This window comes from Streptomyces qaidamensis (assembly GCF_001611795.1).
GTDB classification, from domain to species: domain Bacteria; phylum Actinomycetota; class Actinomycetes; order Streptomycetales; family Streptomycetaceae; genus Streptomyces; species Streptomyces qaidamensis.
On record NZ_CP015098.1, the window covers coordinates 5,542,047 to 5,563,922 of the forward strand.

Consider the following 21,876-nt stretch of genomic DNA (forward strand, 5'->3'; position numbering starts at 1 on the left):
GCGAGAAAAAGGAAGACGGTATTCCGTATTCGCGAAGCTCAAAACCAGCTCAATAAACCATTGCGGGACACCATATGGGGATACAGTCTCACCCGTTTCCAAATCGAGGATATGACAAAGGAGCTCCATGTTCACGCGTTCCGTCAGGCGTAGCACCGTCGTCGCAGCAGCCCTGGCCCTGACCGCCGTCACCGCTACGAGCGCTGACGCCGCCGCCGACTTAGACACGAAGGAACCGAAGATCATCGAACTCAGAGGCAGCAAGGGCCTCAAGGTGATCGAAGGCGCCGACGGCAAGGCGCTTCTGCAAGCCAACACCACCGTCACCGCGGCTGCCGCCAACGTTTGCGGCTCCGGTTACACCATCTCCGCCGGCGCTGCGCGCTACGGCAGCAACGCCAGCCTCTACCTGTGGTGGAACGGCAAGTACAGCGGCTCCAACAAGCTGTACGACAAGTACATCTGCGGTGTCCTCTTCAACGACACCGGCTCCGCGCGCTCCATGGGCATCCGGCTGAAGGACAACTTCACCGACACACCGCACGCCGAGGACTTCGGCACGTACAGCACCTACGCCGGGCCCGTTTACCAGAAGCGCGGCGGCTGCGGCGAGGCGTACTCCTACATGAAGTCCGGGAGCAGTGTCGTCGTCGACAACACTTACACGATGTCCGGATGCAACTGACCTCCACTCGTGGCGGGCCGCGTCGTATCGCGTAGGGCGTCGGCCGGCATTTCAATGCCGCGAATTCAATGCCGCTGAAGTGCGCCAGGAAGATATCAGGGTGTGCATCGAATCCGTCAGCACTCACGGACGGCCGCAACCGGCGCTGCCACCCCACGGAGCGTTTCCCAGCGATCTGTCGCAGACGACGGACTGACGACAGATCGCTGAGAATCCGACTGACCCGAAGCGGCCCTGCGGAGACCTTTGTAGGTTCTCAACCTTTTTGTCCGCCCGGACGCTTGTGAGCTGGGCGTTCGTCGCGGTATCTCATTGATCTGTCCGTGTGGTTTTTCTCATCAGCGTGTCCGGTTCTCCGCCGGAACCGCTGCGATGGCGGAGTGTCCACGACAGTTCAAGCGTTGGGGGTGGGTTCAGATCTGTTGCTGGGCGAGATGGCGCTGCAGCTCGATATGCCGGAACTGGTACGCCTCCCCGACCTGCCGCAGCACGCCGCGCTTTGCGTGCGCGTCCTGCAGGAATGCCATCAGGTTCCACGGCGTGCCGCGACGCACAGCCAGGTACGTACGCGCTATGGCGAAGCGCGCCCGTTCCGTCCGCCCGTTCAACCCGAACGCGAGGCCGTAGACGAGGACGTATGCGACCGCGCTCGCGATCCCAAGCGAGACGCCGCCTGCGATCCCGGCAACGACCCCGTACAAGAGCCCGCCTACGATCCCGACCCCGGGCACCAACGCTAAAACCTCCCCAGGGCTGAGCGAGGAGTCGCCCCACAGGAACATCGCGTTCACTTCCTCGCTGACGTCGTCACTGAACGAGTCGCCGGACCAGCATGCGAGCGCGGCCGCGGGCCCGAACGCAATCCCGAACGCCGGCCCGAGCGCGAGCCCACCCGCGGTCCCGAAGGCGATCCCGAAGGCGATTGCGAACACGAGCCGGTGGATGTACTGGGGGATGGCGCCGGGGAGGATCCACCAGTCGATGTTTGGGCTGTCTCGCAGGATTTGGGCGAGGAGGACGAAGGTGTCGCGGGCCTGCTTGACGGTCCAGCGAGATGGGTGCTCCTGGTGGGGGGTATAGGCGGCGGGGATGAATGCCTGGAACAGGTGTGTGTTCACCGCGGCGCGGTCGGGGAATGCCATGTTGCACAGTTCGTCCGGATGCGGGGCCGACGGTGCAGTGACGGTGCTGGGCTGGGGGCGGGGGTTATAGATGGTGCGGGCCAGGAACAGACCCAGCGGGGTGCTCAGCGCCTGCCCGACCGGGGAATCGGTGCCCAAAAGCGCGATCACGGCATCCCACCGCTCGGCTGCCGGAATGTGCGGGCCGCCAGCATCCCGTTGCAGATAGGCGGCCGCGACGTCCCGTTCGAGGGGAAGGAGTTCGATGGCGGCGGCGCCGTTGAGACGGACCATGCCTCCCGGGTAGGTCAGGGCCTCCCGGTAGGAGTCAGCGCGGCAGGCCACGACTAGGGGCTGTTTCGCGGGAAGGGCCCGGTTGAGGGCATCGATTGCGGTGGAGTGCCAGACCTGGGAGAGCTCGTCGAGGCCGTCGAGGAGCGGCAGGATACGGCCAGCGTCCAGCAACGCCTGAGTCAGGTCATCGGATCCGTCACCGCGGGTGGCGGTGGCGCACAGGGCGGGGTAGGCGCGGCGTAGCTGGTCGGCGAGCCAGGCCTTCAACGTCTGCTTTTGAGGATTCCAGGAGGAGAGGGAGAACAGCACAGGCACGGGTTCGCTGGGGGTGCGGGTCTCGATGATGTGCCGCAGCAGGCGGATGAGTACAACACTCTTACCGGCGCCCGGCTCGCCCAGGATCACCAGGCGGCGAGTGGGCACCCAGTCATAGAACACCTCCCCGATCTGCCCGTCCCGCCCGGCCAGTCCGGCAGCATCGGCGGGCCACAGAGAGGGGGTGCCGGGAGGCCCGCCCGGCCAGGCGCGCGCCAAGCCCACCAGCGTCGGCCACGGCTCGGCCACATCGGCCTCGGCGGCTCGCCAGGCGACGGGCAGTGGGCCGGGGTCATTGACCCGGCGCACAGCCTCCTCGGCCTCCCACTGGACCTTGACCGCCACCGCCAGTTGCTCAGCGACCCGGTCCAAATCCACGGCGGCCGCCTCGGCGGCGCGCTGAGCACGTAGCGCCCGCATGGCGGCTGCAAACCCCCAGCCTCCGAACACGGCTCCGACCAAGCCGGGCAGGAAGGACAGCACCCCTGCCGTGTCGGTATGGGTCAGGTCCCCCTGTCGCCTCAGGGCAAGCACGGTCCACCAAAACCCGCCCACACACAGGACAACACTGATGATCACTGCCGCGGTCCACCCCGCGCGCCCCCAACCCCGCATGGTCTCCGATCCTGCCCTGACTGACTGGAACCGTGCTGCCATTTCAGACTGATCGTCAGGCCAGTCGGCGTGGTGTGCTATAGAGACGGCTGCCACCACCCGCGAGAGTGGGCTTCTCATCGCCCTGTCCAATCGGACAAGCCACGGACAGAACGATGAGAAAAGGTCAACTCAAATGCGGGCCTACACAAGCTGTAGGTTCTCAACACTCTTGTCCGGTCGGGTTCTCGTGGGCTGGGCGTTCGTCATCGCTTCTCATTGATTTGTCCGCGTGGTCTTCTCACTAGCTGTATTGCCCTGTGAGGTTGGGGACGCGGCTGGCGGGTGGTTGGCCCTTCAGCGCGGTGTGTCCGCGGTGGTGATTGTAGGTGTGCAGCCAGTCGGGGAAGGTGTCACGTCGTTCCTGCTCTGATTGGTAGGGGCGGGCGTAGGCCCATTCGTCGAGCAGGGTGCGGTTGAAGCGTTCGACCTTTGCCGTTGGTCTGCGGCCGGTAGGGCCGGGTTCGCTTGTGGGCGATCCCGGCTGCCGCCAGCAGGTCACGCCAGTCGCGTGAGCGGTAGCAGGAGCCGTTGTCGGTCAGGACGCGCTCGACGGTGATCCCGGCCTGGGTGAAGTACGCCTGGGCCCGGGTCCAGAAGCCGGTGGCGGTCTCCTTCTTCTCGTCCGGATGGATCTCGCTGTAGGCCAGGCGGGAATGGTCGTCGACAGCGGTGTGCAGGTAGCTGTAACCGGCGTTCTTGCGGTTCTTGCTGCCTGCTTGTCGGCCCAGGACCTTGTGTCCGCCGCCGTCGGGGATGTTGCCGAGCTTCTTGATGTCGACGTGCACGAGTTCGCCGGGCCGGTCGCGTTCGTAGCGGCGTATGACACGGCCGGTGGCCCGGTCCAGGTGGGTGAGGCGGGCCAGGCCGAACCGGGCCAGGACGCGGTGCACGGTCGAGGGCACCAGCCGCAGCAGGTGTGCGATACGGGCCGGTCCCCAGCGGCGCAGGACGCGGACCTTGATGATCCGGCGCTCGGTGCGGGTCGGGGTCCGGCGCGGGCTGGTGCGCGGGCGGGAGGACCGGTCGCACATCCCGGCTTCGCCGAACTGCCGGTAGCGGTCGGCCCAGCGCTGGGCGGTGGTCGGTGAGACCTGGAAGCGTTCGGCGGCCCGGCGTAGGGGCCAGCCGTCCTCGACCACGCAGCGGGCCAGACGTAGGCGGCCGGTCTCGGTCAGGGGTGCGTTACGGTGGGGCACGAGGGCCTTTCTGTTGCTGGTGCAGATGTCGCAATCCACACCAGGCCAGAAGGCCCTCACCCATTTCAAGATCGATCAGCCGTGAGCCCTGTCACCGTCCACAACCTCCCGGGACAGAACAACTAGCGTGTCCGGTCCCTGGCAGTGTTGAGTCTGTCAGCAGGCACTCGCTCGATGCGGGTCCAGCCACTCCAGCCACGCTCCTTCAGAATCGCCAACACCAGTTCGGCGCCCGGTGCGGACTCAAGCATGGTTGAGTCCATCAGGGCGACGAACTGATCGTCGAAGCCGTCGGCACCCACCTCGCCGGCCTCCACGGCGCGAATCATCAGGCGCTCCAGGATGTCGGCGACCTCGACGATCCGTGGATCGCCGACCTGCCAGTCGGGCTCCCCGGTGAAGAAGCTGTAGAGCCTCACCATGTCGGGGTCGTCCAGCTCCTCGTGTTTCTTGGCGATCACGGAGTCGATCAGGTCCGGCACCTGCGCGGCGATCATGATCCAGGCGTCCCGCTCCAGCTCGATGTACCGCTCCCCGACGCCGAGGCCGCGCAGCCGGTCGAGGTAGCCCACGACGCTCTGCGGAAGCGCCAGGTGTTCTCCGGCGGCGAGCCGGGCGAGTCGGCTCCGGGTGTCCTGCAGCCGCCGGATCTCGGCGCGCAGATCCTTGTCGATCTCCTGGACACCGCCGGCGAACTCGTCCGGGTCGGCGTCGAGTAGTTCCTGCACTCTGGCCAGCGGCACGCCTGCATCAGCCAGGGTGCGGATCCGGATCAGTCGCACGACCGCGGCGGCATCGTAGGTCCGGTACCCGGACCGGTCGCGCTCGGGCTCGGGCAGCAGCCCAACCTTGTGGTAATGGCGTACCGCCCGCACCGTCACCCCGGCGTACGCCGCAAGCTGGCTGATGGTGAGCATGGGCCTCAGCCTGCCTCAGGCGATCTTCCGGCGATAGGCGGCCATCGCGAAGACGTACGCCACGGCGAGGATGCCCACACACCACGCGAGCGCGGTCCAGATGTCGTCGCCGACCGGCCGCTGGGCGAACAGGCTGCGGATCGTGTTGACGATCGACGTCACCGGCTGGTTCTCGGCGAACCAGCGCACCGGGCCGGGCATCGTCTTTGTGGGCACGAACGCCGAGCTGACGAACGGCAGGAAGATGAGCGGGTAGGCGAACGCGCCCGCTCCCTCGACCGACGACGCGGAGAGCCCGGGGATCACGGCGAGCCAGGTCAGCGCCAGAGTGAACAAGAGCAAGATGCCGGCGACCGCGAGCCATGCCGACACTCCTGCCCCTGAGCGGAAGCCCATGAGTAGAGCGACGCCCACGACGAGCACGAGCGCGATCAGGTTGGCGACCAGAGAGGTGACGACATGGGCCCACAGCACACCTGACCGCGCGATCGGCATGGACTGGAATCGCTCGAAGATCCCGCTCTTCACATCGGTGAACAGCCGGTATGCCGTGTAGGAGATGCCCGATGCGATGGTCATGAGCAGGATGCCGGGCAGCATGTAGTTCACGTACGAAACCGACCCGGTATCAATGGCGCCGCCGAACACGTAGACGAACATCAGCATCATGGCGACCGGCGTGATGACGGTCGTGATGATGGTGTCCATGCTGCGTGTGACATGGCGCAAGGTCCGCCCCGTGAGCGCGGCAGTGTCGCTGAAGAAGTACGTGGTCATCCTTGTCCCCCAGTTGTCGTGCCAGTGACGTCGCTCTTGTCGCTGCCGCCGATGACCGAGAGGAAGATCTCCTCCAGAGTCGGCTGCTTCTCGACGTACTCGACCTTGGCGGGCGGGAAGAGCTGCTTGAGTTCGGCGAGGGTGCCGTTCACGATGATTCGCCCCTGGTGGAGGATCGCGATCCGGTCGGCGAGCTGCTCGGCCTCGTCCAGGTACTGCGTGGTGAGCAGCACCGTCGTTCCATGGCCGGCGAGCTCCTTGACGGCATGCCACACCTCGATGCGCGCCTCGGGGTCGAGTCCGGCCGTCGGCTCGTCCAGGAAGATCACGGACGGATTTCCGATGAGGCTCATCGCGATGTCCAGCCGGCGGCGCATCCCACCCGAATACGTGGACACCTTTCGCGAGCCGGCGTCGGTCAGCGAGAAACGCCTCAGCAGGTCATCCGCGATCGCGCCCGGGTCCTTGAGGTGGCGCAGCCTGGCGACGAGTACGAGGTTCTCCCAACCGCTGAGGATCTCGTCGACGGCCGCGAACTGCCCGGTGAGGCTGATGGACTCCCGCACCTTCGCCGGTTGCGTGGCGACGTCGCAGTCATGGACGGTGGCTGTCCCCGCGTCGGCCTTCAGGAGCGTGGCGAGGATCCTCACGGTCGTGGTTTTGCCCGCCCCGTTGGAGCCGAGCAGGGCGAAGATGTTGCCCCGTGCCACGTCGAAGTCCACGCCGCGCAGCACTTCGAGCTTCCCGTACGACTTCTCCAGACCCCGCACGCGAATTGCCTGACCGGCGATCGATTGGGTCACCATGGTCATCTGCCTCCTTCGAGGAGCTTTCCAGTCGGCTGTGAGGAAGCTCCTGCCGGAAGGATGGAGGGTTGACCCAGCGTCAAGGTCAAGCCAGCCCCGACCACGGCGTCCCAGCAGGCTCCTGGCCTGCCACTTCAAGATGGCGGTAGCTCATTGTCCAAGGACAGATGCGGTCGATAAACGTTGCCCGTTCTTGTCTGCGGAACCCAAAGACTCATCGGGCTGGCCGGCGGCGTGGTTTGTGGTGCTGGACTTCGTGGGCGGCTGCGCGGAGCCCATTGGGTGTGAGCGCGTAGTAGGTGCGTCGGCGACCGGGACCGCAGCCGACCGGGGCTCGCGCGAGCCAGGAGTCTTCGGCTTCGGGGCGGCTGGTGAGCCAGCCCGCTCGTTCCATCCTCTTGAGCTGGGGATAGAGGGTGCCGTTGTCGATGCCGGTTCTCGCATGAATCTGCGCGCCGTAGAACTGTTCGTTCTGGTGGTCGAGCAGGTCGCGCAGGAGTATGAGGGTGGGGCCGGTGATTCGGATTCGCTTGGCGGTGATGTCGTCGCCGAAAGGCCTGAGCGGTCCGGGGCTTTGCCGGGTGGTGAGACGGATAGCGGCTCTGGCCAGCGTGGCCGCGTCCGGCATGCGCGTGATCTGGTCGGGGCCGAGTGCGGAGTGCATCATCGCCTGGATGTCATCGGTGGCAAGGGAGCGCAGGAGGGCACTGCCGTGCCTGGTCGGACGATGCGGTTTCCCGAAGGCGGCGCGATGGAACAGCGCATGCCCGAGATCGCTTTCCAGGCGCTGGAATTGGTGGACCAGGGCACCTCGGTGGGTGCCGAGGTAGTCGGCTGTGGTTTCGAGGTTCGGCAGGGCCATGGCGATCTGGAAGCGGTGAAGGCGAAGCCAGCCGTGCAGCGTGCCTTCGACGGCTGCGCGGATGTTGCGTGGGACGCTCTTGTCGACCTTGGCGGTCATGATGGTGCGGCTGTGAACGCCCGGCGGGCGCAGCGGAATGCCGAGTTGCAGAAACCGGCGGCGGACTGTTTCGTCTTCGGTGCCGAGTTGGGCGGCGATGTCGGCTGTGGAGCGTTTGTGGGTCAGGTACTGCTCGCGCAGCCAGGACTCGTCCATGGGGACGGGGCGTTGCGAGTAGTAGATGGTGAGGCCCGTCGCCTTCGCCTGCTCGACGACGATCTGGCGGGAGATGCCGGTTTCCCGGGCGATGCGGGTGAGTGTCTTGCCGCTCTTGGTGTACTCGCGGTCCAGGAACGAGGCTGTGAGTACTGTGCGGGCGCGCTCTCGTAGTTTCCAGGCCGAGGTGGGGGTGGTGCGGGCCCATTCCCGTTCGCCCTGGTCGATGTGTTCGAGAGCGAGTCGGACGTGCGTGACGGTGGTCTTCATCAGACGGGCGGCGTCGGAGGGCTTGCGTCCTTCGGTGATCACGAGGCGTTTGAGGGTGTCGAGATCGATGTCGTCCAGTCGGGGGCCGGGAAGGGCCAGTCCCTGGCAGCACGCTTCGGGTGGCTCCCAGGCCACAGGTTCGTCGATGCCGAGATCTTCAAGCAGTTCCTCGGCGTGTTGGAGCAGGGCTTGTCTCTGCGGGAGCGAGAGCGAGAGGTTGAAGTTGACGTAGCGGGTGCGGTCGCTTGGGCTCTTCCAGGCCAGGGCGTGCTGGGCGTCGGTGAGGTCGGCTCCGGTCAGCAGCTGGAAGAGATATCTCCTGGCCGGCAGTAGACGGCCAGGGGCGGCGGGCGTACTCGTTTCGCCGGGGTGTGTGTTGGTGCGGAAACACAGTTCCTGCCACGCGGCCTCGCTGATCGTGTCGGCAGGGATGAGGGTGCGCCGCCGTTGGTAATTGATCTCACTGCCGTGTTCGTCGAGGTAGTCGGCGATACGGCAGAGGGCGGGAAAGACCTGTTCGTAGCCGCTTTGGCTGATCACTTGCAGGGTGTGGGCGACGTAGTTGGCCAGGTGGCCGTGCAGCGGCTTGAGGAGGGCCTTCTTATCCCTGCTGCTGGCGCCGGGCAGGAAGAGCAGGGCGGCGGCGGTGCCGCGGAACAGGTCGACTCGGAGTCCTTGGGGCGGAAGGAACCGCAAGGTCCAGTGGGGCCAGAGCAGTTGTGGGATGCGCTGGGAGCGGGAGGTGTGCGGCGCATCACCGGGGACGGGGATGCGGGCCGCAGGACTGCCTGAGTGCAGGCGGACGCGGTCCAGCTGGCTGAGGTGGGCATCAGCGGCGTGGACGAACCTGCCACGCATGCGGGGTGAGAGCTTCTTCCAGTTCTCCATGGTCATGTCGGCGGGGTGGAGAGCTGTCGCTGCCCCCTGATGTGTGCGGAGCTGCTGGATGCGGTGGATGGCGGTGTCGTGGCAAGGGCCCAGCAGCGGTCGGGCATGGTGCGTGATCACTGCGGTGAGCGGGGCGTTCACCGGTGCCAGCCGGTCGGGCGGGGCCTTGGTGGGGCGCTCGACCCATGCCGTCGCGGCGACGGTTCCCAGATGGCGGATCTCGTGCTCAGGCAAGGCGTGCAGGAACCAGCGCGACAGGTGGACCAGATCGCTCAGGCTCGCGGCTGCCGCCGAGATGTCGGGATCGGCAAGGAGTTCGTCGATCCAGCGCTGAGCGGACAACAATGGGCTGGTGTCGGGGAGTCGGTTCGCTGGCGTGATGCGGAGATCCGTGCCGCAGGGCGGGTTGTCACCACGGCGGGTGGTGCAGATCCCGGCCGGATGGGAGCGGGTGCGGCCCGGGAGCAGTCGGCGTGGTCGGCAGCCGCAGCCGGGACACGTGTCGTGCAGCAGCGTGCGGTGGGTGGTGCAGGCGAACACGCAGGGCAGCCACCAGACGAGTTTCCATCGCCCCTCGCGCTCGGCCAGACAGTCCGAGCAGTAGCGCGAGCCGCGGGCCTGCCGTGTCCGCAGCGGCAGGACAGGATTCGGCAGGGTCTGGTCCAGGTGGTGATCGGGCAGCTGGCAGCGGCGTTCCAGCTCACGAAGCTGGGAGGACGTGACGCTCGTGAAGAGCGTGGAGGTCAGGGAAGGGGTCGGCAGGCCAAAGTCGGTCAGCAGTGCCCGAAGGGAGAGCCCGTTGCGGCGGGCGAGTGCTTCGAGCCAGCTGTCGATCCCCTCGCCGGGGGCGACGGGGACCCGCAGCGGCAGGACGCGACCACTGCCGGGGATCACGATGCCGCCTTGGACTTGGAGGACAGGGTGCCGTGGGCGAGAGCGGCCGCGAGTTGCTTGCGGGCCTGTTCGGAGGCTTCGTCGAGACGTACTTGGTCGAGCAGGTCGCGGTTCAGGGCCTCGGTCTTGCCACGGATGGCTCGGTAGCAACCGCGCATCAGCAGAGTGAAGTACGAGCCAATGTGGCCGCTGGTGCGTTCGAAGAGGTAGTCGGCCAGGTCGATGAGCATGCCGGGGCGGTGCTCGGCCAGCACGAGTTGGCGCTCGGATGCCTTGAGCAGGCTCCGCCAGTGCTGGCGCCCCTGGTCGGAGGTGAGGTGGAACGGGTCCACGCCGAGCCGCGTCCAGCGCCGTGCGGTCTGTGCGAGGACCGTGTTCTTCCCGGTCAGCCCGTCGGCGAAGAAGCGGCGTTCGGCGAGTCCGACGCCGACATAGACGAAGGTGACGGGAAGCTCGTTGGCGAGCCACTTCAGATGGTTGCTCACCGCGAGCCCTTCCTTGCGGTCGAGGTCGATGAAGTGGATGTCGTCGATGATCCCCAGACGGGTGTCGCAGCTGAGCACGCAGTCCAGAGCATGGCTGGCCAGGGCCGCGGCGCTGCCCCGGTCGGTGGCGGGATGCCCGTAGAACTCGCAGATCATCCGGTTCAGCGTGCGCAGGGTGGTGTTCGAGGTCAGCCCGACCCGGAAGACCGGGACGCGCTCGTTGCCCTCGGCCGTGACCGCTCCGAGTCGGCGGCGCTGCTGGCGGTCGTAGGTGCGGCCGTAGAGGTTGGCGATGGTGGTCTTGCCCAGGCCGGGCAGGGCGTCGATGACTGCCGCCGAGCGGATGCGGTCGCCGTCCTGCCGGTTGCTGGCCACGATCTGGTCCAGTTCCTCGTGGAGGGAGGCCAGCTGAGGGGTCTGGATGATGCCGAAGTTCGCGTGCCAGTCGTGACGCCGGTCGTTGTAGTCCTCCCGGGCGTCCTCACCGAGCGCGTTCAGCTGCGCTCGGGTGAGCATCTCGGGACGCTGCCGCGGCGGAGTGTTGACGTACTGGTTCCAGCCCTCCTTGCGGGACAGGCTGAACAGTCCCGGTGCGCTCATTCCAGTACCTCGAAGGCGTCCGCGTAGAAGTCGTCCCCGTCCGGGGCCTCGAAGATCTCGTCCTCCTCATCCAGGTCGCTGGTGACGGACGGATCGGGAACCAGGTGCAGGCGGGCCGTGCTCACCGGTGTGTGGGGCTCTTCCTCTGGTAGCCGGGGCAGCGGGACCGCGGCGCGTTCGGCGGACAACCGCAGGGCCATGCGGCGTTCGCGCCGGTCGGTGACCATGCCCTGGTCCCAGCGGGCGAGGAGCTCGGCCAGAGCCTCGGAGGCGTCGAGATGCCGCCCGCTCCGGAGCGACAGGCGCCGGGCGTGAGCCGCCGCCTCAGCGGAGAACGCCGTATTCAGCGCGGGGGCGTGTTCCCATTCCAGCCGGTGCCAGGAGTCGTCGGCCGGATCCTGGAAGTAGACGAACCGCACGTCATCGGGGTGGACACGGATCGGCCAGCGGTCGGCGAGCAGCCCGCCGTACGGGCTCTTCTCGTTGCGGTAGCCGTCCAGGGCCGGGCCGTTGTAACGCAGCCCGTCGACCTCGACGCCGTAGTGCTGGATCGTGCGCGGCTTGACCTGCAGGAAGTCGAAGACGAGGTCGGGCGACGGCAGAATGCGCAGCCGTCCCGCCCGCGCCAGACCCGCCTGCAGCATCTCCAGAGGCGACAGCTTCACCCCCGGCCACTGTGGGATGACCAGCCCATCGTGCTGGGAACAGTGATAGACCCCAGTGATCCACTCGCGGATCACGTCCTCCAGCTCGTGGATGTAGAAGAACGCTTGGTCCTCCACCTTCTCCCCACGGCTGTGCAGGTCCGGGCCCTTGTAGGCGGGAAGGTGCTGGATCAGTCCCTCGCGCAGAGTACGGAAGAAGCGCTCGACGGTCGGCTTGTCGGTGGGCTTCTTCGGCTGGGCCGGCTGGATCGACATCCCCAGTCTGGTGCAGACACTGATCACGTGGGCCGACATGAAGGCCCGGCCATGGTCGATGACCAACGTCTCCGGCGGACAGAGCCCCCGGCCAGGAACCAGAGCCTCCTCGCTGAACACCACATGCTCAGGCACTCCGTGATAGGGCCCGGCAGCCTGGCCACCGCTGTCGTCCTCCGGCGGAGCGATCGCCTCGAACAGCACCCCTGCGACATCCACCGCTTTCGTGGACACCGCTGTCACACGCAGACCGACAATGCAGCGGCTGAACAAGTCCTGAGCAACGGTCAGTTGAGCCCTCACCCAGCGGCAGGTCACCGTTTCCATCGCGAAGACGTCCAGATCCTGCGTGTCCAGCACTACGTACTCACCGGGTCTGGTGGCCCGCAGCCGCCCATAGACCCCCTTGGGGCGGTCAGCGATCGAGCGCCTCGTCTTCGCGCTGCCCGACAGGGCGTTCGTGCCTTTGCTCAACTCCTCAAGCCGCCGATAAGCCGTTGCCGTCGAAGGCAACGGCACCACTCCCGTGCCGTACGACTCCTCCAACCAAGCCTCGACCCGCTTCAGCACCGCCGACCGTGTCGGCGTCGACGCTGTGACGTACTCCGCGAGCACGACGCTGACAGCCTCGTCCCAACGCGGATCGACGCGAGAGCCTCGCCTCTTGAGCAAGCGGGTGTCGACCAACGCGGCCTCGCCGCCCGCCTGATAGGCAGCGGCCCACCGTTCCACCGTCCGCGCCGACACCTTCAGCTCGACGGCCTTGGCTCCGATCCGCTGCGTCAACGACCATGCCTCGGAGAACTCTTCGCGCGGTTCACCGGGCCGGGCGCCTTCAGCAAAGCCGGAACGGTAGCCGGTCAGAACCTCACGGATGTGCCCGGCCCGCTCGCTGACCTGCTCCTGCTGCTGCCGCGACAACGACGCCAGCACGAGGCCGGCACTGTCATCCGCTTTGGGCAGTAGCCCGGTGCCCACCGGCTTCGCGCCTGCCGCCAGACGTCCCACCGAGACGGTGGAGAACTCGCCGGTCCGCGTGCTGCGGATCGTCACACCCAGGTGATCGAACTCGACCACTTCGACGACATCGCCGCAGAAGACCAGCCGAGAGCCGGGAAACACCGCAACGGCGGAACTCCTCATCCCTCCAAAGCCTCCCCACTCGCGAGGCGAACCGGCGTCTGCGCACTCAACGGACGCGAAAGATCCGCCGACAGGGCACCCGACCACACCAGATGCAAAAGCGCCGGACGGACGAGATCCGCAGGATGCCGGGCCGCTAAGGCTCTCTCGATCCCGCCGACATCCGCCTGCACTCGGGCGGCTTCCAGCACCTCCACAGACAGATGCACTGCCACACGCTCAGGTCGCCGGTAGCCGGCCAGGAACCGGACATTCTCCACGAGGGCAGGGCTGGCACCAGTCCACACTTCGAAGGCCCAGCCCCGCAGCAAACACAGCTTCCGCATCCAGTCGAACTGGGCCACTACCTCCGGTACGTCCACACGGTACGGAGCCTTCACGTCCACCACCGTGACCAGCCCGTCCGCATGCGTCAACAGCAGATCCGGCACGTGCCGACGGGTGCGGACTCCGTCGTCCCCCCACACCTGGAACGGCTGAGCGGCAATCCCGACCACATCCCGGGCAAAATCCGCCAGCAAGATCCGGGCGAGCTCCAAACGGCTCTCGTAGGCCACCAGACGATCGCCCGTGACCGCGTGGTACCAGCCCGAGTAGTGCCGACGCCCCTTGTACCAGCGGAACTCCCGCACTGGCAGCCCGGCCGCTACCTCTGCACTCACCAGCAGATCCCACGAGGTCTCCGCGAAGACCCCGTCCGCCTGGCGGTAGCGGACCTTTACAGCTCTGGCCTCAGTCGTTGGCTCTCGACCCGAGACGTACGACACTGCCACCCCCGATATACGTAACCGAAGGGACACAGAAGGTGATCCCGGCCGAAGCTGCCCGTGGACCGCGCCGTCCCATGCGCCAGGGGAGGGCAAGAATGCTGTGAGTGGCCGAGAATCACTCTACGGAGCGATTCTCAGCGATCTGTCGCAGACGACAGGTTGACGACAGATCGCTGAGAATCCGACAGATCTAAAGCGGCCCTACAGACCTTTCAGGCCGGCCGTACCACGCTGTGGATGGCCGACTCGCCGTCGTAGTAGATCGACTCCTCGCGCACGTACGTGCCGGGCTTCGGGGCGTGGATCATCATGCCGTTGCCGATGTAGATCCCGACGTGGGTGAGGTCGTCGTAGAAGAAGACCAGGTCACCGGGCTGGGCCTGGGAGAGCGGGACCGTCGTGCCGGCGTTCACCTGGTCGTAGGTGGTGCGCGGCAGGGTGACGCCCGCGGCCTTCCAGGCGGCCTGGGTGAGGCCGGAGCAGTCGTAGGAGCCGGGGCCTACGGCGCCCCACACGTACGGCTTGCCGATCTGCGCGCGGGCGAAGGCGAGCGCCTTGTCGGCCTTGGTGGCGTACGAGGAGTCGGCCGGGACCGTCGGGGAGGACGAGCCGGAGGCCGCCGAACCCGACGACGGGGATCCGCTGTCCTGCTGCCGAGCGGCCTCCTCCTGCGCCTGCCGCTGCGCGGCCTGCTGCCGGGCCAGCTCGTCGGCCTTGCGGGCGGCCTCCTCCCGCTTCTCCTTCTCGATCGCCGCGAGCCGGGCCTTTTCCTCGGCGGTCAGCTTCGACATCAGCTCGCGCGCGTCGGCGAGCTTGCGCTGGACGGTCGCCTTGGCGGTCTTCAGATCGCCCTGCGACTCGGTGAGCGTCTCCAGGCTCTCGGTGGCCTCCTGGCGCTTCTTCATCGTCTCGGACTGCTGCGCGATGTAGTCGTCGACCGCGACCTTCTGGCGTCCCGTCATCCGGTCCATCAGCTGGGTCTGGTCGAAGTAGTCCTGCGGGGTGTCCGCGAGCAGGAACGTCGCCGTGTCCGGGGCGGCGGCACCGGTGCGGTACTGGGCGGAGGCGAAGGACCCCAGCTCCTCGCGCGCCTCGTTGAGCTTCTGGGTGCGCTGCGCGACGTCGTCGATGAGGGCATCGGCGCGCTTGCGCTGCTTCGCCGTCTTCTCCTTGGCCGCGTTGTACTTCTCGGTCGCCGACCCCGCCTGGCGGTAGAGATCGTCGACCTTCTTCTCGACTTCTTCGAGGCTGGGCTTGTCGTCGGCCTCGGGGGCGGCGTTGGCCGACTGGGACAGCAGGGTCACGGAGGTCAGGGCCGCCGTTGCGAGGGCGGGGGTCCGTATGCCTGCCACGCGCGTACCCGTAGGACGCGACTTGCGGTGCGACGCCAAGGGAGGCGACTCCTTCCATGTTCCGCCTACCGGGTTAGCTGTCGGGTTCGGGCGGGTGGTTCGGAAGGTTTGCCCTACGGCCTTCTCCGCACAGGGAGTCGGGCCGATTCACCCCAGGTTCACGGTTGGGTCCCCGGCTCCGGCTGCCGCTGCGGCACACCGGACTCGGCGGAGGCCGCGCGGCCCGGCGACGTTCGCCGGTGGGGGTCATGCGGCCTGGTCGCACGGTAGCCAACTCGTGTGGCCCCTGTGAAGGTTGATGGGTGATATGCCCGATACATTTTCGTGACCTCGGTCATGAACGTCGCCGAGAGTGAAGGATCGGGGGAGTTTGGTTACGTTTCATCCATGATTGCGGGGGGTGTAGCAGGCCGTGATCATGCGGTAATGGAGGGCGACAATGCGCCGCCGGCCGGTCGGCGGGGCCCGGGCGCCCGGCGATGTTCTCAGGGCGGCGGCGGGCTGTCAGTGGGGCGCCCTAGACTCGGAGAGCGATGAGCAGCCTCTTTGACGACAGCTTCCTGGCGAACCTCCAGGCCCAGCGGGGCCCCGCGGACGAGCCCCCGCCGCCGCCCGAGGACGATCACGTACCGGAGCCGATTCCGGACGATCTGTTCGGCGGGAAGTTCGACGCGCCCCCGGACCGGGACGCCTACTACCGGGACGGCGCGCCCCGCCCGGTCGTGGACACCGCCGCGCTCCTGGAGGGGCTGAACGACAACCAGCGCGCCGCCGTGGTCCACTCCGGCTCCCCGCTGCTCATCGTGGCCGGAGCGGGCTCCGGCAAGACCCGCGTGCTCACGCACCGCATCGCCCACCTGCTCGCCGAGCGCGGCGTGCATCCGGGCCAGATCCTCGCGATCACCTTCACCAACAAGGCCGCCGGCGAGATGAAGGAGCGCGTCGAGCAGCTCGTCGGCCCGCGCGCGAACGCCATGTGGGTCATGACGTTCCACAGCGCGTGCGTGCGCATCCTCCGCCGCGAGAGCAAGAAGCTCGGCTTCACGTCGAGCTTCTCGATCTACGACGCCGCCGACTCCAAGCGCCTGATGGCCCTGGTCTGCCGCGACCTGGACCTCGACCCCAAGCGCTTCCCGCCGAAGTCCTTCAGCGCCAAGATCAGCAACCTGAAGAACGAGCTGATCGACGAGGAGGACTTCGCCGCCCAGGCCACCGACGGCTTCGAGAAGACCCTCGCCCAGGCCTACGCCATGTACCAGTCGCGGCTGCGCGAGGCGAACGCCCTCGACTTCGACGACCTGATCATGACGACGGTCAATCTCCTGCGCGCCTTCCCGGACGTCGCCGAGCACTACCGCCGCCGCTTCCGGCACGTGCTGGTCGACGAGTACCAGGACACCAACCACGCCCAGTACGCCCTGGTCCGGGAGCTCGTCGGCACCTGCGAGCACCCCGTCGACGTACCGCCCGAGGCCGAGGTCCCGCCCGCCGAGCTGTGCGTCGTGGGCGATGCCGACCAGTCGATCTACGCCTTCCGCGGCGCTACGATCCGCAACATCCTCCAGTTCGAGGAGGACTACCCGGACGCCATGACGATCCTGTTGGAGCAGAACTACCGCTCCACGCAGACGATCCTCAGCGCCGCCAACGCGGTCATCGAGCGCAACGAGTCCCGCCGCCCCAAGAACCTGTGGACCAACGCCGGCTCCGGCGCCCGGATCACCGGCTACGTCGCCGACACCGAGCACGACGAGGCGCAGTTCGTCGCCGACGAGATAGACCGCCTCACGGACGCGGGTGAGGCCAAGGCCGGCGACGTCGCCGTCTTCTACCGCACCAACGCCCAGTCCCGTGTCTTCGAAGAGGTCTTCATCCGGGTCGGCCTGCCCTACAAGGTTGTCGGCGGCGTCCGCTTCTACGAGCGCAAGGAGGTCCGGGACGTCCTGGCCTACCTGCGCGTGCTCGCCAACCCGGAGGACTCGGTGCCGCTGCGCCGGATCCTCAACGTGCCCAAGCGGGGCATCGGCGACCGGGCCGAGGCGATGATCGACGCCCTGTCCCAGCGGGAGAAGATCAGCTTCCCGCAGGCGCTCAAGCGCGTCGACGAGGCGTACGGCATGGCCGCGCGCTCCACCAACGCCGTCAAGCGGTTCAACACGCTGATGGAGGACCTCCGCACCGTCGTGGAGTCCGGCGCCGGGCCGGCCACGGTACTGGAAGCCGTGCTGGAGCGCACCGGATACCTCGCCGAGCTGCAGGCCTCCACCGACCCGCAGGACGAGACCCGGATCGAGAACCTCCAGGAACTGGCCGCCGTCGCCATGGAGTTCGAGCAGGAGCGCGGCGAGGACGAGCAGACCACCCTGTCGGACTTCCTGGAGCAGGTCGCGCTGGTCGCCGACTCCGACCAGATCCCCGACGAGGAGGACGGCGACGGCGTCATCACCCTGATGACCCTGCACACCGCCAAGGGCCTGGAGTTCCCGGTCGTCTTCCTGACCGGTATGGAGGACGGCGTCTTCCCGCACATGCGCGCCCTCGGGCAGACCAAGGAGCTGGAGGAGGAGCGGCGCCTGGCCTATGTCGGCATCACCCGCGCGCGGGAGCGGCTGTACCTGACGCGGTCCACCCTGCGCAGCGCCTGGGGCCAGCCGTCGTACAACCCGCCCTCCCGGTTCCTGGAGGAGATCCCGCCGGCCCACGTGGAGTGGAAGCGGACGGGTGCGACCGCGCCCGCGTCCTCCGGGCCGGTCTCGGCGGTGGCGGCCTCGCTGTCCTCGTCCCGCTCGCGCTCTTCGGCGTCGGGCGCCTCCGGTTTCGCCACCCGGCGCACCTCGGAGAAGCCCGTGGTGTCCCTGGCGGTCGGTGACCGTGTCACGCACGACCAGTTCGGGCTCGGGACCGTCGTCGCGGTCAAGGGCACGGGCGGCAACGCCGAGGCCACGATCGACTTCGGGGACACCAAACCGAAGCGGCTGCTGCTGCGGTACGCGCCGGTGGAGAAGCTGTAGCCCCGTGAGGTGAGCCCCGTCGGCCGGACCGGCGGGGCAGGCGAGACGTTACGCCGGGTCGATGCCGTGGCTGCGCAGCCACGGGAGCGGGTCGATCGCCGAACCGCCGGCCGGGCGCACCTCGAAGTGCAGGTGAGGCCCGGTGGAGTTGCCGGAGTTGCCCGAGCGGGCGATCGGATCGCCCGCCTTCACGGTCGTACCCGAGGGGACCGTGTAGGTGGAGAGGTGGCAGTACCACGTCTCCGTACCGTCCTTGGCGGTCACGATCATCATGTTGCCGTACGCGCTGTTCCACTGGGTGCGCACGGTGCCGTCCGTCGCGGCCATCACGGTCGTGCCGTACGAGACGGGGAAGTCGATGCCGGTGTGCAGGGACATCCAGTTGATGCCGGACTGGCCGTAGTAGGCGCTGAGTCCGTGCCGCGCGACCGGCAGGGCGAACTTGGGGCGCAGCCGCTCCTTGCGGGCCGCTTCCTCCGCCGCGCGCTTCTTCTCGGCCGCCTGCTGGGCCTTGAGGTCGATGCGCTCCTGCGTACGGCTGGCCCGGTCGGCGAAGTCGTCGGCGCCGGCGGAGAGGCTCTGCAGCTGGGTGTCCAGCTTGTTGTTGGCGGCGGCCGGCTTGACCGGCTGCGCGTCCGCCGCGGTCGTCTGCGCCTCCGCGGCACTGTCGTCGGCGAAGGTGCCGACGGAGGCGGCGGCGATCCCGGCGACACCCATCACGCAGGCCGAGGGCACCGCGATGGTCATGAGCGCCGAGCGCTTGGGCGGTGTGCGGCGGCGGGAACGGGAAGCGGCGCGCGAGGCCGCACGCCCCTTCGGGGCGGGGGCGACGTCCTCCTGGCCGTCCAGGAGCGGGGTGACGACGGGCAGTTCACCGGTGGCGGCCGGTTCATCGCCGTCCACGGCGGCGTCATGGAAGCCGGCTTCGGCGGATTCGTCGTAGGCGACCTGCTCGAACGTCGCAGTCTCGTGCTGGTCGAAGGTTTCGGCGGGGTGCTCGTACGCGTCCGGGTCCGGTGCGGCGGTGCCGTCGGAGTTCCACTGCGTGGCGTCGTAGGCGCCCGTGTCGAAAGTCTGGGTGCCCCACTCCCACTGCTGGGTGAGGTCGGCCGGGTTGCCGGACTGGTCCGGCTGGAGCCAGGCGCCGGACTCCCACTGCCCGGTGGCGTCGGGGGAGGGGGCCTGGGACGGGATCGCCGACATCGGCTGCTGCTCGGACGTCCAGGCGGACGTGTCGTAGACACCGGTGTCGTAGGCGGCGTGGTGCTGGGCCGCGTAGGCGTCGTAGTGCACGTTCTCGTGCGTACCGGTGGGCCAGTGGCCGGTGTCGTAGCTGCCCGTGTCCTGGCCGCTGCCCGGCATGTCGCCGAAGAGGGGGTCGGTCGCGAAGCTCGCGGTGGCGTGCCCGGTGGCGTCGAAACCGGCGCCGTTGGTGCCGGCGGGGTCAAATCCGGTGGCGGCGTAGTCGCCGTACGTGGTGAAGTCGCCGTACTGGGCTTCCTGGGTGCCGTACGACGCATAGGACGCGGAGGCGGCGTCGGAAGCCGGAGCCGGGGTCATGGTCCCCGACGGGTGACGGTCGTTCACCAACTTCTCTTTCGCCTCGACAACAGGGGCTGCCAGAGCAGTGCGGCGACTGTACCCGGCGGTACGCGGGCACGACAATCTTCGGCAGGTTTCGCGCCCGCAGGAAACGGGCATTCGGCCGTGTTTTGGCGGACGACGGGCACGGGTTTGGCCCTGTGTTCGAAGTTTGTTCGAGGTTGATCGGTGCTTCGGCGCTGAGTGATCGCTGTATGACGATTCTCAGGCGACCGTCAGACCGCCGCTGTGTTCGGCGGCCGGTTCACCCGCGTGTGCCGTGTCCAGAACCTGTCGTATGCCGTTGGCGACGGCGGGGTGCACGGGCAGAGCGAGATGGCCGATGCCGGTCACGCGCACGTTCTGCGCCGTCAGATCCGGATGGTCGATGCAGGCCGTCTCCAGCGGGTCCATCACGTGGTCCAGGTCGCTCCAGAAGCTGACGAAGTGCGTACGGCAGTCAGGGGCGGGCAGAGCGAGCTCCTCGAGCACCGGTGAGCCGGGGCGCATCTGGCGCACGATGGGGTGCGCGTCGGCGAAGGGCGCCACTCGGGTTCCCGAGTGCGGCGTGCCGAGCGTGACCAGGGTCCGTACGCGCGTGTCGCCGCCGAGCCGCTGCACGTAATAGCGCGCTATCAGTCCGCCGAGGCTGTGCCCGACGACGTCGACCCGGTCGGCCCCCGTGCGCTCGCAGATCTCCTCGATGTGCCGGCCGAGCAGTTCGGCGGCGGCCCGTATGTCACAGGTCAGCGGCGAGTAGTTGAGCGACTCGATCTGCTGCCTGCCGTGCTGGGCGAGGCTGCGGCGCAGCAGGACGAAGACCGAGCGGTTGTCGATGAATCCGTGCAGCAGCAGGACCGGCGGCTTGGCCTCCGTGGGCAGTTGGGCGGCGCCGTCCACCGGAAGTGCCGGGACGGAGGCGCGGCGCTCCTGGGTGATGCCGGACGGATAGAGGAGGAGATGCCCGGCCAGGATCGCGATCTCCAGAGCGGTGGCCTTCAGGAGAGCCAGGGAGAGTCCCGCCAGTCTGCCCGGCAGCAGGCGCTCGCAGAACGGAAGAAAGGGCAGAGCCGCCCTGGTGACCTTCATGGCCGACCTCCTGTCGGCACGCGGGAGGACGCCTCCGCCCCCCGGGTGCCCTCGTGGAAAGCAGCTGCGAAGACGGCCGGCCATGACCGCGAGAGCGGCGTGAGCCGCGTGAGCTGCGGGGACAGAGCACGGCGTGTGGCGTGTGTGACGCCGGTGGTGCGACGGAGGTCCCCGATCGGTGGGGTGACGAGGCTCCCCGCTGGTGCGCCGTGTCTGCCCTGCGTGCTTGCGTGCGGTGCTTGCCCTGCGTTCTTTCGCCGAAGTGCCGTGCTGCCGCGGTCCGTGGCGGACGGTGCGGTCGTACGGCTGCCTCGGTGCGGCTCCCCTTGCGCTTGTCCCATCGTGTGATTTCCCCCTCGGTATCCACCGCGAAACTGCCGGTTGCGGGATGCTGGAGATAACGTTCGTTCACTTGCCCGGAGGGTTCGGGGCGGGGTGTCCGTGCGGTGCGGCGTGTACGGCTTGCCCGATGTGTGCGGTACTTGTCGGTACGGATGGATGTAGTCGCTTCATGGAGGCAGTGATGGGTGTGGCAGCCGGTCCGATCCGCGTGGTGGTGGCCAAGCCGGGGCTCGACGGCCACGATCGCGGGGCCAAGGTGATCGCGCGTGCCCTGCGCGACGCCGGTATGGAAGTCATCTACACCGGGCTTCACCAGACCCCCGAGCAGATCGTCGACACGGCGCTCCAGGAGGACGCCGACGCGATCGGCCTGTCCATCCTCTCCGGAGCGCACAACACGCTCTTCGCGGCCGTGATCGACCTGCTGAAGGAGCGCGATGCGGAGGACATCCTCGTCTTCGGCGGCGGGATCATCCCCGAGGCGGACATCCCCCTGCTGAAGGAGAAGGGCGTCGCGGAGATCTTCACGCCGGGCGCGACCACGGCCTCGATCGTGGACTGGGTCCGGACGAACGCCCGCCAGCCCGCGGAGGCGTAGCCCTCCGGCGGACCGCCCCGGGTGCATTGGCCCGGCCGGAGCCGGTGC

At 67.8% G+C, this 21,876-nt stretch carries 14 protein-coding genes, 1 pseudogene and 1 riboswitch; of the genes and pseudogenes, 3 read left to right on the forward strand and 12 right to left on the reverse strand.

The features are described from left to right. Nucleotides 1–127: 127 nt before the first annotated feature. The gene (locus A4E84_RS24765; protein WP_237304993.1) at nucleotides 128–685 is read left to right on the forward strand and encodes a hypothetical protein; all 558 of its coding nucleotides are present in this window, start codon (nucleotides 128–130) and stop codon (nucleotides 683–685) included. A 413-nt stretch (nucleotides 686–1,098) separates the two neighbouring features. Here the strand turns inward: A4E84_RS24765 and A4E84_RS24770 are convergent, their stop codons facing one another. From A4E84_RS24770 to A4E84_RS24815, 10 genes and pseudogenes are all read right to left on the reverse strand, one after another. Beyond that, nucleotides 1,099–2,994, reverse strand: coding sequence for an NACHT domain-containing protein (locus A4E84_RS24770; RefSeq protein WP_159029617.1), 1,896 nt, complete (start codon nucleotides 2,992–2,994; stop codon nucleotides 1,099–1,101). Between the two features lie 319 nt (nucleotides 2,995–3,313). Beyond that, a pseudogene (locus A4E84_RS24775) lies at nucleotides 3,314–4,268 on the reverse strand (IS481 family transposase). Between the two features lie 122 nt (nucleotides 4,269–4,390). Further along, nucleotides 4,391–5,185, reverse strand: coding sequence for a MerR family transcriptional regulator (locus A4E84_RS24780; protein ID WP_062928655.1), 795 nt, complete (start codon nucleotides 5,183–5,185; stop codon nucleotides 4,391–4,393). A gap of 15 nt (nucleotides 5,186–5,200) precedes the next feature. Then, nucleotides 5,201–5,962 (reverse strand): ABC transporter permease, encoded by a 762-nt coding sequence (locus A4E84_RS24785; RefSeq protein ID WP_062928656.1) that lies wholly within the window; start codon nucleotides 5,960–5,962, stop codon nucleotides 5,201–5,203. Further along, on the reverse strand, nucleotides 5,959–6,768 hold the full coding sequence (locus tag A4E84_RS24790) for an ABC transporter ATP-binding protein (protein ID WP_062931596.1): 810 nt from the start codon (nucleotides 6,766–6,768) through the stop codon (nucleotides 5,959–5,961). The genes A4E84_RS24785 and A4E84_RS24790 overlap by 4 nt, the downstream gene beginning before the upstream one ends. 214 nt (nucleotides 6,769–6,982) lie before the next feature. Further along, on the reverse strand, nucleotides 6,983–9,937 hold the full coding sequence (locus tag A4E84_RS24795; protein WP_062928657.1) for a TniQ family protein: 2,955 nt from the start codon (nucleotides 9,935–9,937) through the stop codon (nucleotides 6,983–6,985). Continuing rightward, complete coding sequence (locus A4E84_RS24800; RefSeq protein ID WP_062928658.1) at nucleotides 9,934–11,022, reverse strand: AAA family ATPase; 1,089 nt, start codon at nucleotides 11,020–11,022, stop codon at nucleotides 9,934–9,936. Before A4E84_RS24800 ends, A4E84_RS24795 begins: the two co-directional genes overlap by 4 nt. Continuing rightward, entirely contained in the window at nucleotides 11,019–13,085 is a 2,067-nt protein-coding gene (locus A4E84_RS24805; protein ID WP_062928659.1) for a Mu transposase C-terminal domain-containing protein, read from the reverse strand. Before A4E84_RS24805 ends, A4E84_RS24800 begins: the two co-directional genes overlap by 4 nt. Continuing rightward, nucleotides 13,082–13,747, reverse strand: coding sequence for a TnsA-like heteromeric transposase endonuclease subunit (locus A4E84_RS24810; protein ID WP_213084210.1), 666 nt, complete (start codon nucleotides 13,745–13,747; stop codon nucleotides 13,082–13,084). The genes A4E84_RS24805 and A4E84_RS24810 overlap by 4 nt, the downstream gene beginning before the upstream one ends. 320 nt (nucleotides 13,748–14,067) lie before the next feature. Then, nucleotides 14,068–15,246 (reverse strand): C40 family peptidase, encoded by a 1,179-nt coding sequence (locus tag A4E84_RS24815; protein WP_062928661.1) that lies wholly within the window; start codon nucleotides 15,244–15,246, stop codon nucleotides 14,068–14,070. Between the two features lie 8 nt (nucleotides 15,247–15,254). Beyond that, nucleotides 15,255–15,427: riboswitch (cyclic di-AMP (ydaO/yuaA leader) on the reverse strand. A gap of 313 nt (nucleotides 15,428–15,740) precedes the next feature. Between A4E84_RS24815 and pcrA the strand changes: the two genes are divergently transcribed. Beyond that, on the forward strand, nucleotides 15,741–18,218 hold the full coding sequence (gene pcrA / locus A4E84_RS24820; protein WP_062928662.1) for a DNA helicase PcrA: 2,478 nt from the start codon (nucleotides 15,741–15,743) through the stop codon (nucleotides 18,216–18,218). A 48-nt stretch (nucleotides 18,219–18,266) separates the two neighbouring features. On the opposite strand, the gene A4E84_RS24825 is transcribed toward pcrA, so the two are convergent. Continuing rightward, entirely contained in the window at nucleotides 18,267–19,805 is a 1,539-nt protein-coding gene (locus tag A4E84_RS24825; protein WP_237304994.1) for a M23 family metallopeptidase, read from the reverse strand. A gap of 219 nt (nucleotides 19,806–20,024) precedes the next feature. Continuing rightward, nucleotides 20,025–20,888 (reverse strand): esterase/lipase family protein, encoded by an 864-nt coding sequence (locus tag A4E84_RS24830; protein ID WP_062928664.1) that lies wholly within the window; start codon nucleotides 20,886–20,888, stop codon nucleotides 20,025–20,027. A 523-nt stretch (nucleotides 20,889–21,411) separates the two neighbouring features. Here A4E84_RS24830 and A4E84_RS24835 point away from each other — a divergent pair. Further along, complete coding sequence (locus A4E84_RS24835; protein ID WP_062928665.1) at nucleotides 21,412–21,828, forward strand: cobalamin B12-binding domain-containing protein; 417 nt, start codon at nucleotides 21,412–21,414, stop codon at nucleotides 21,826–21,828. Nucleotides 21,829–21,876: the final 48 nt, after the last annotated feature.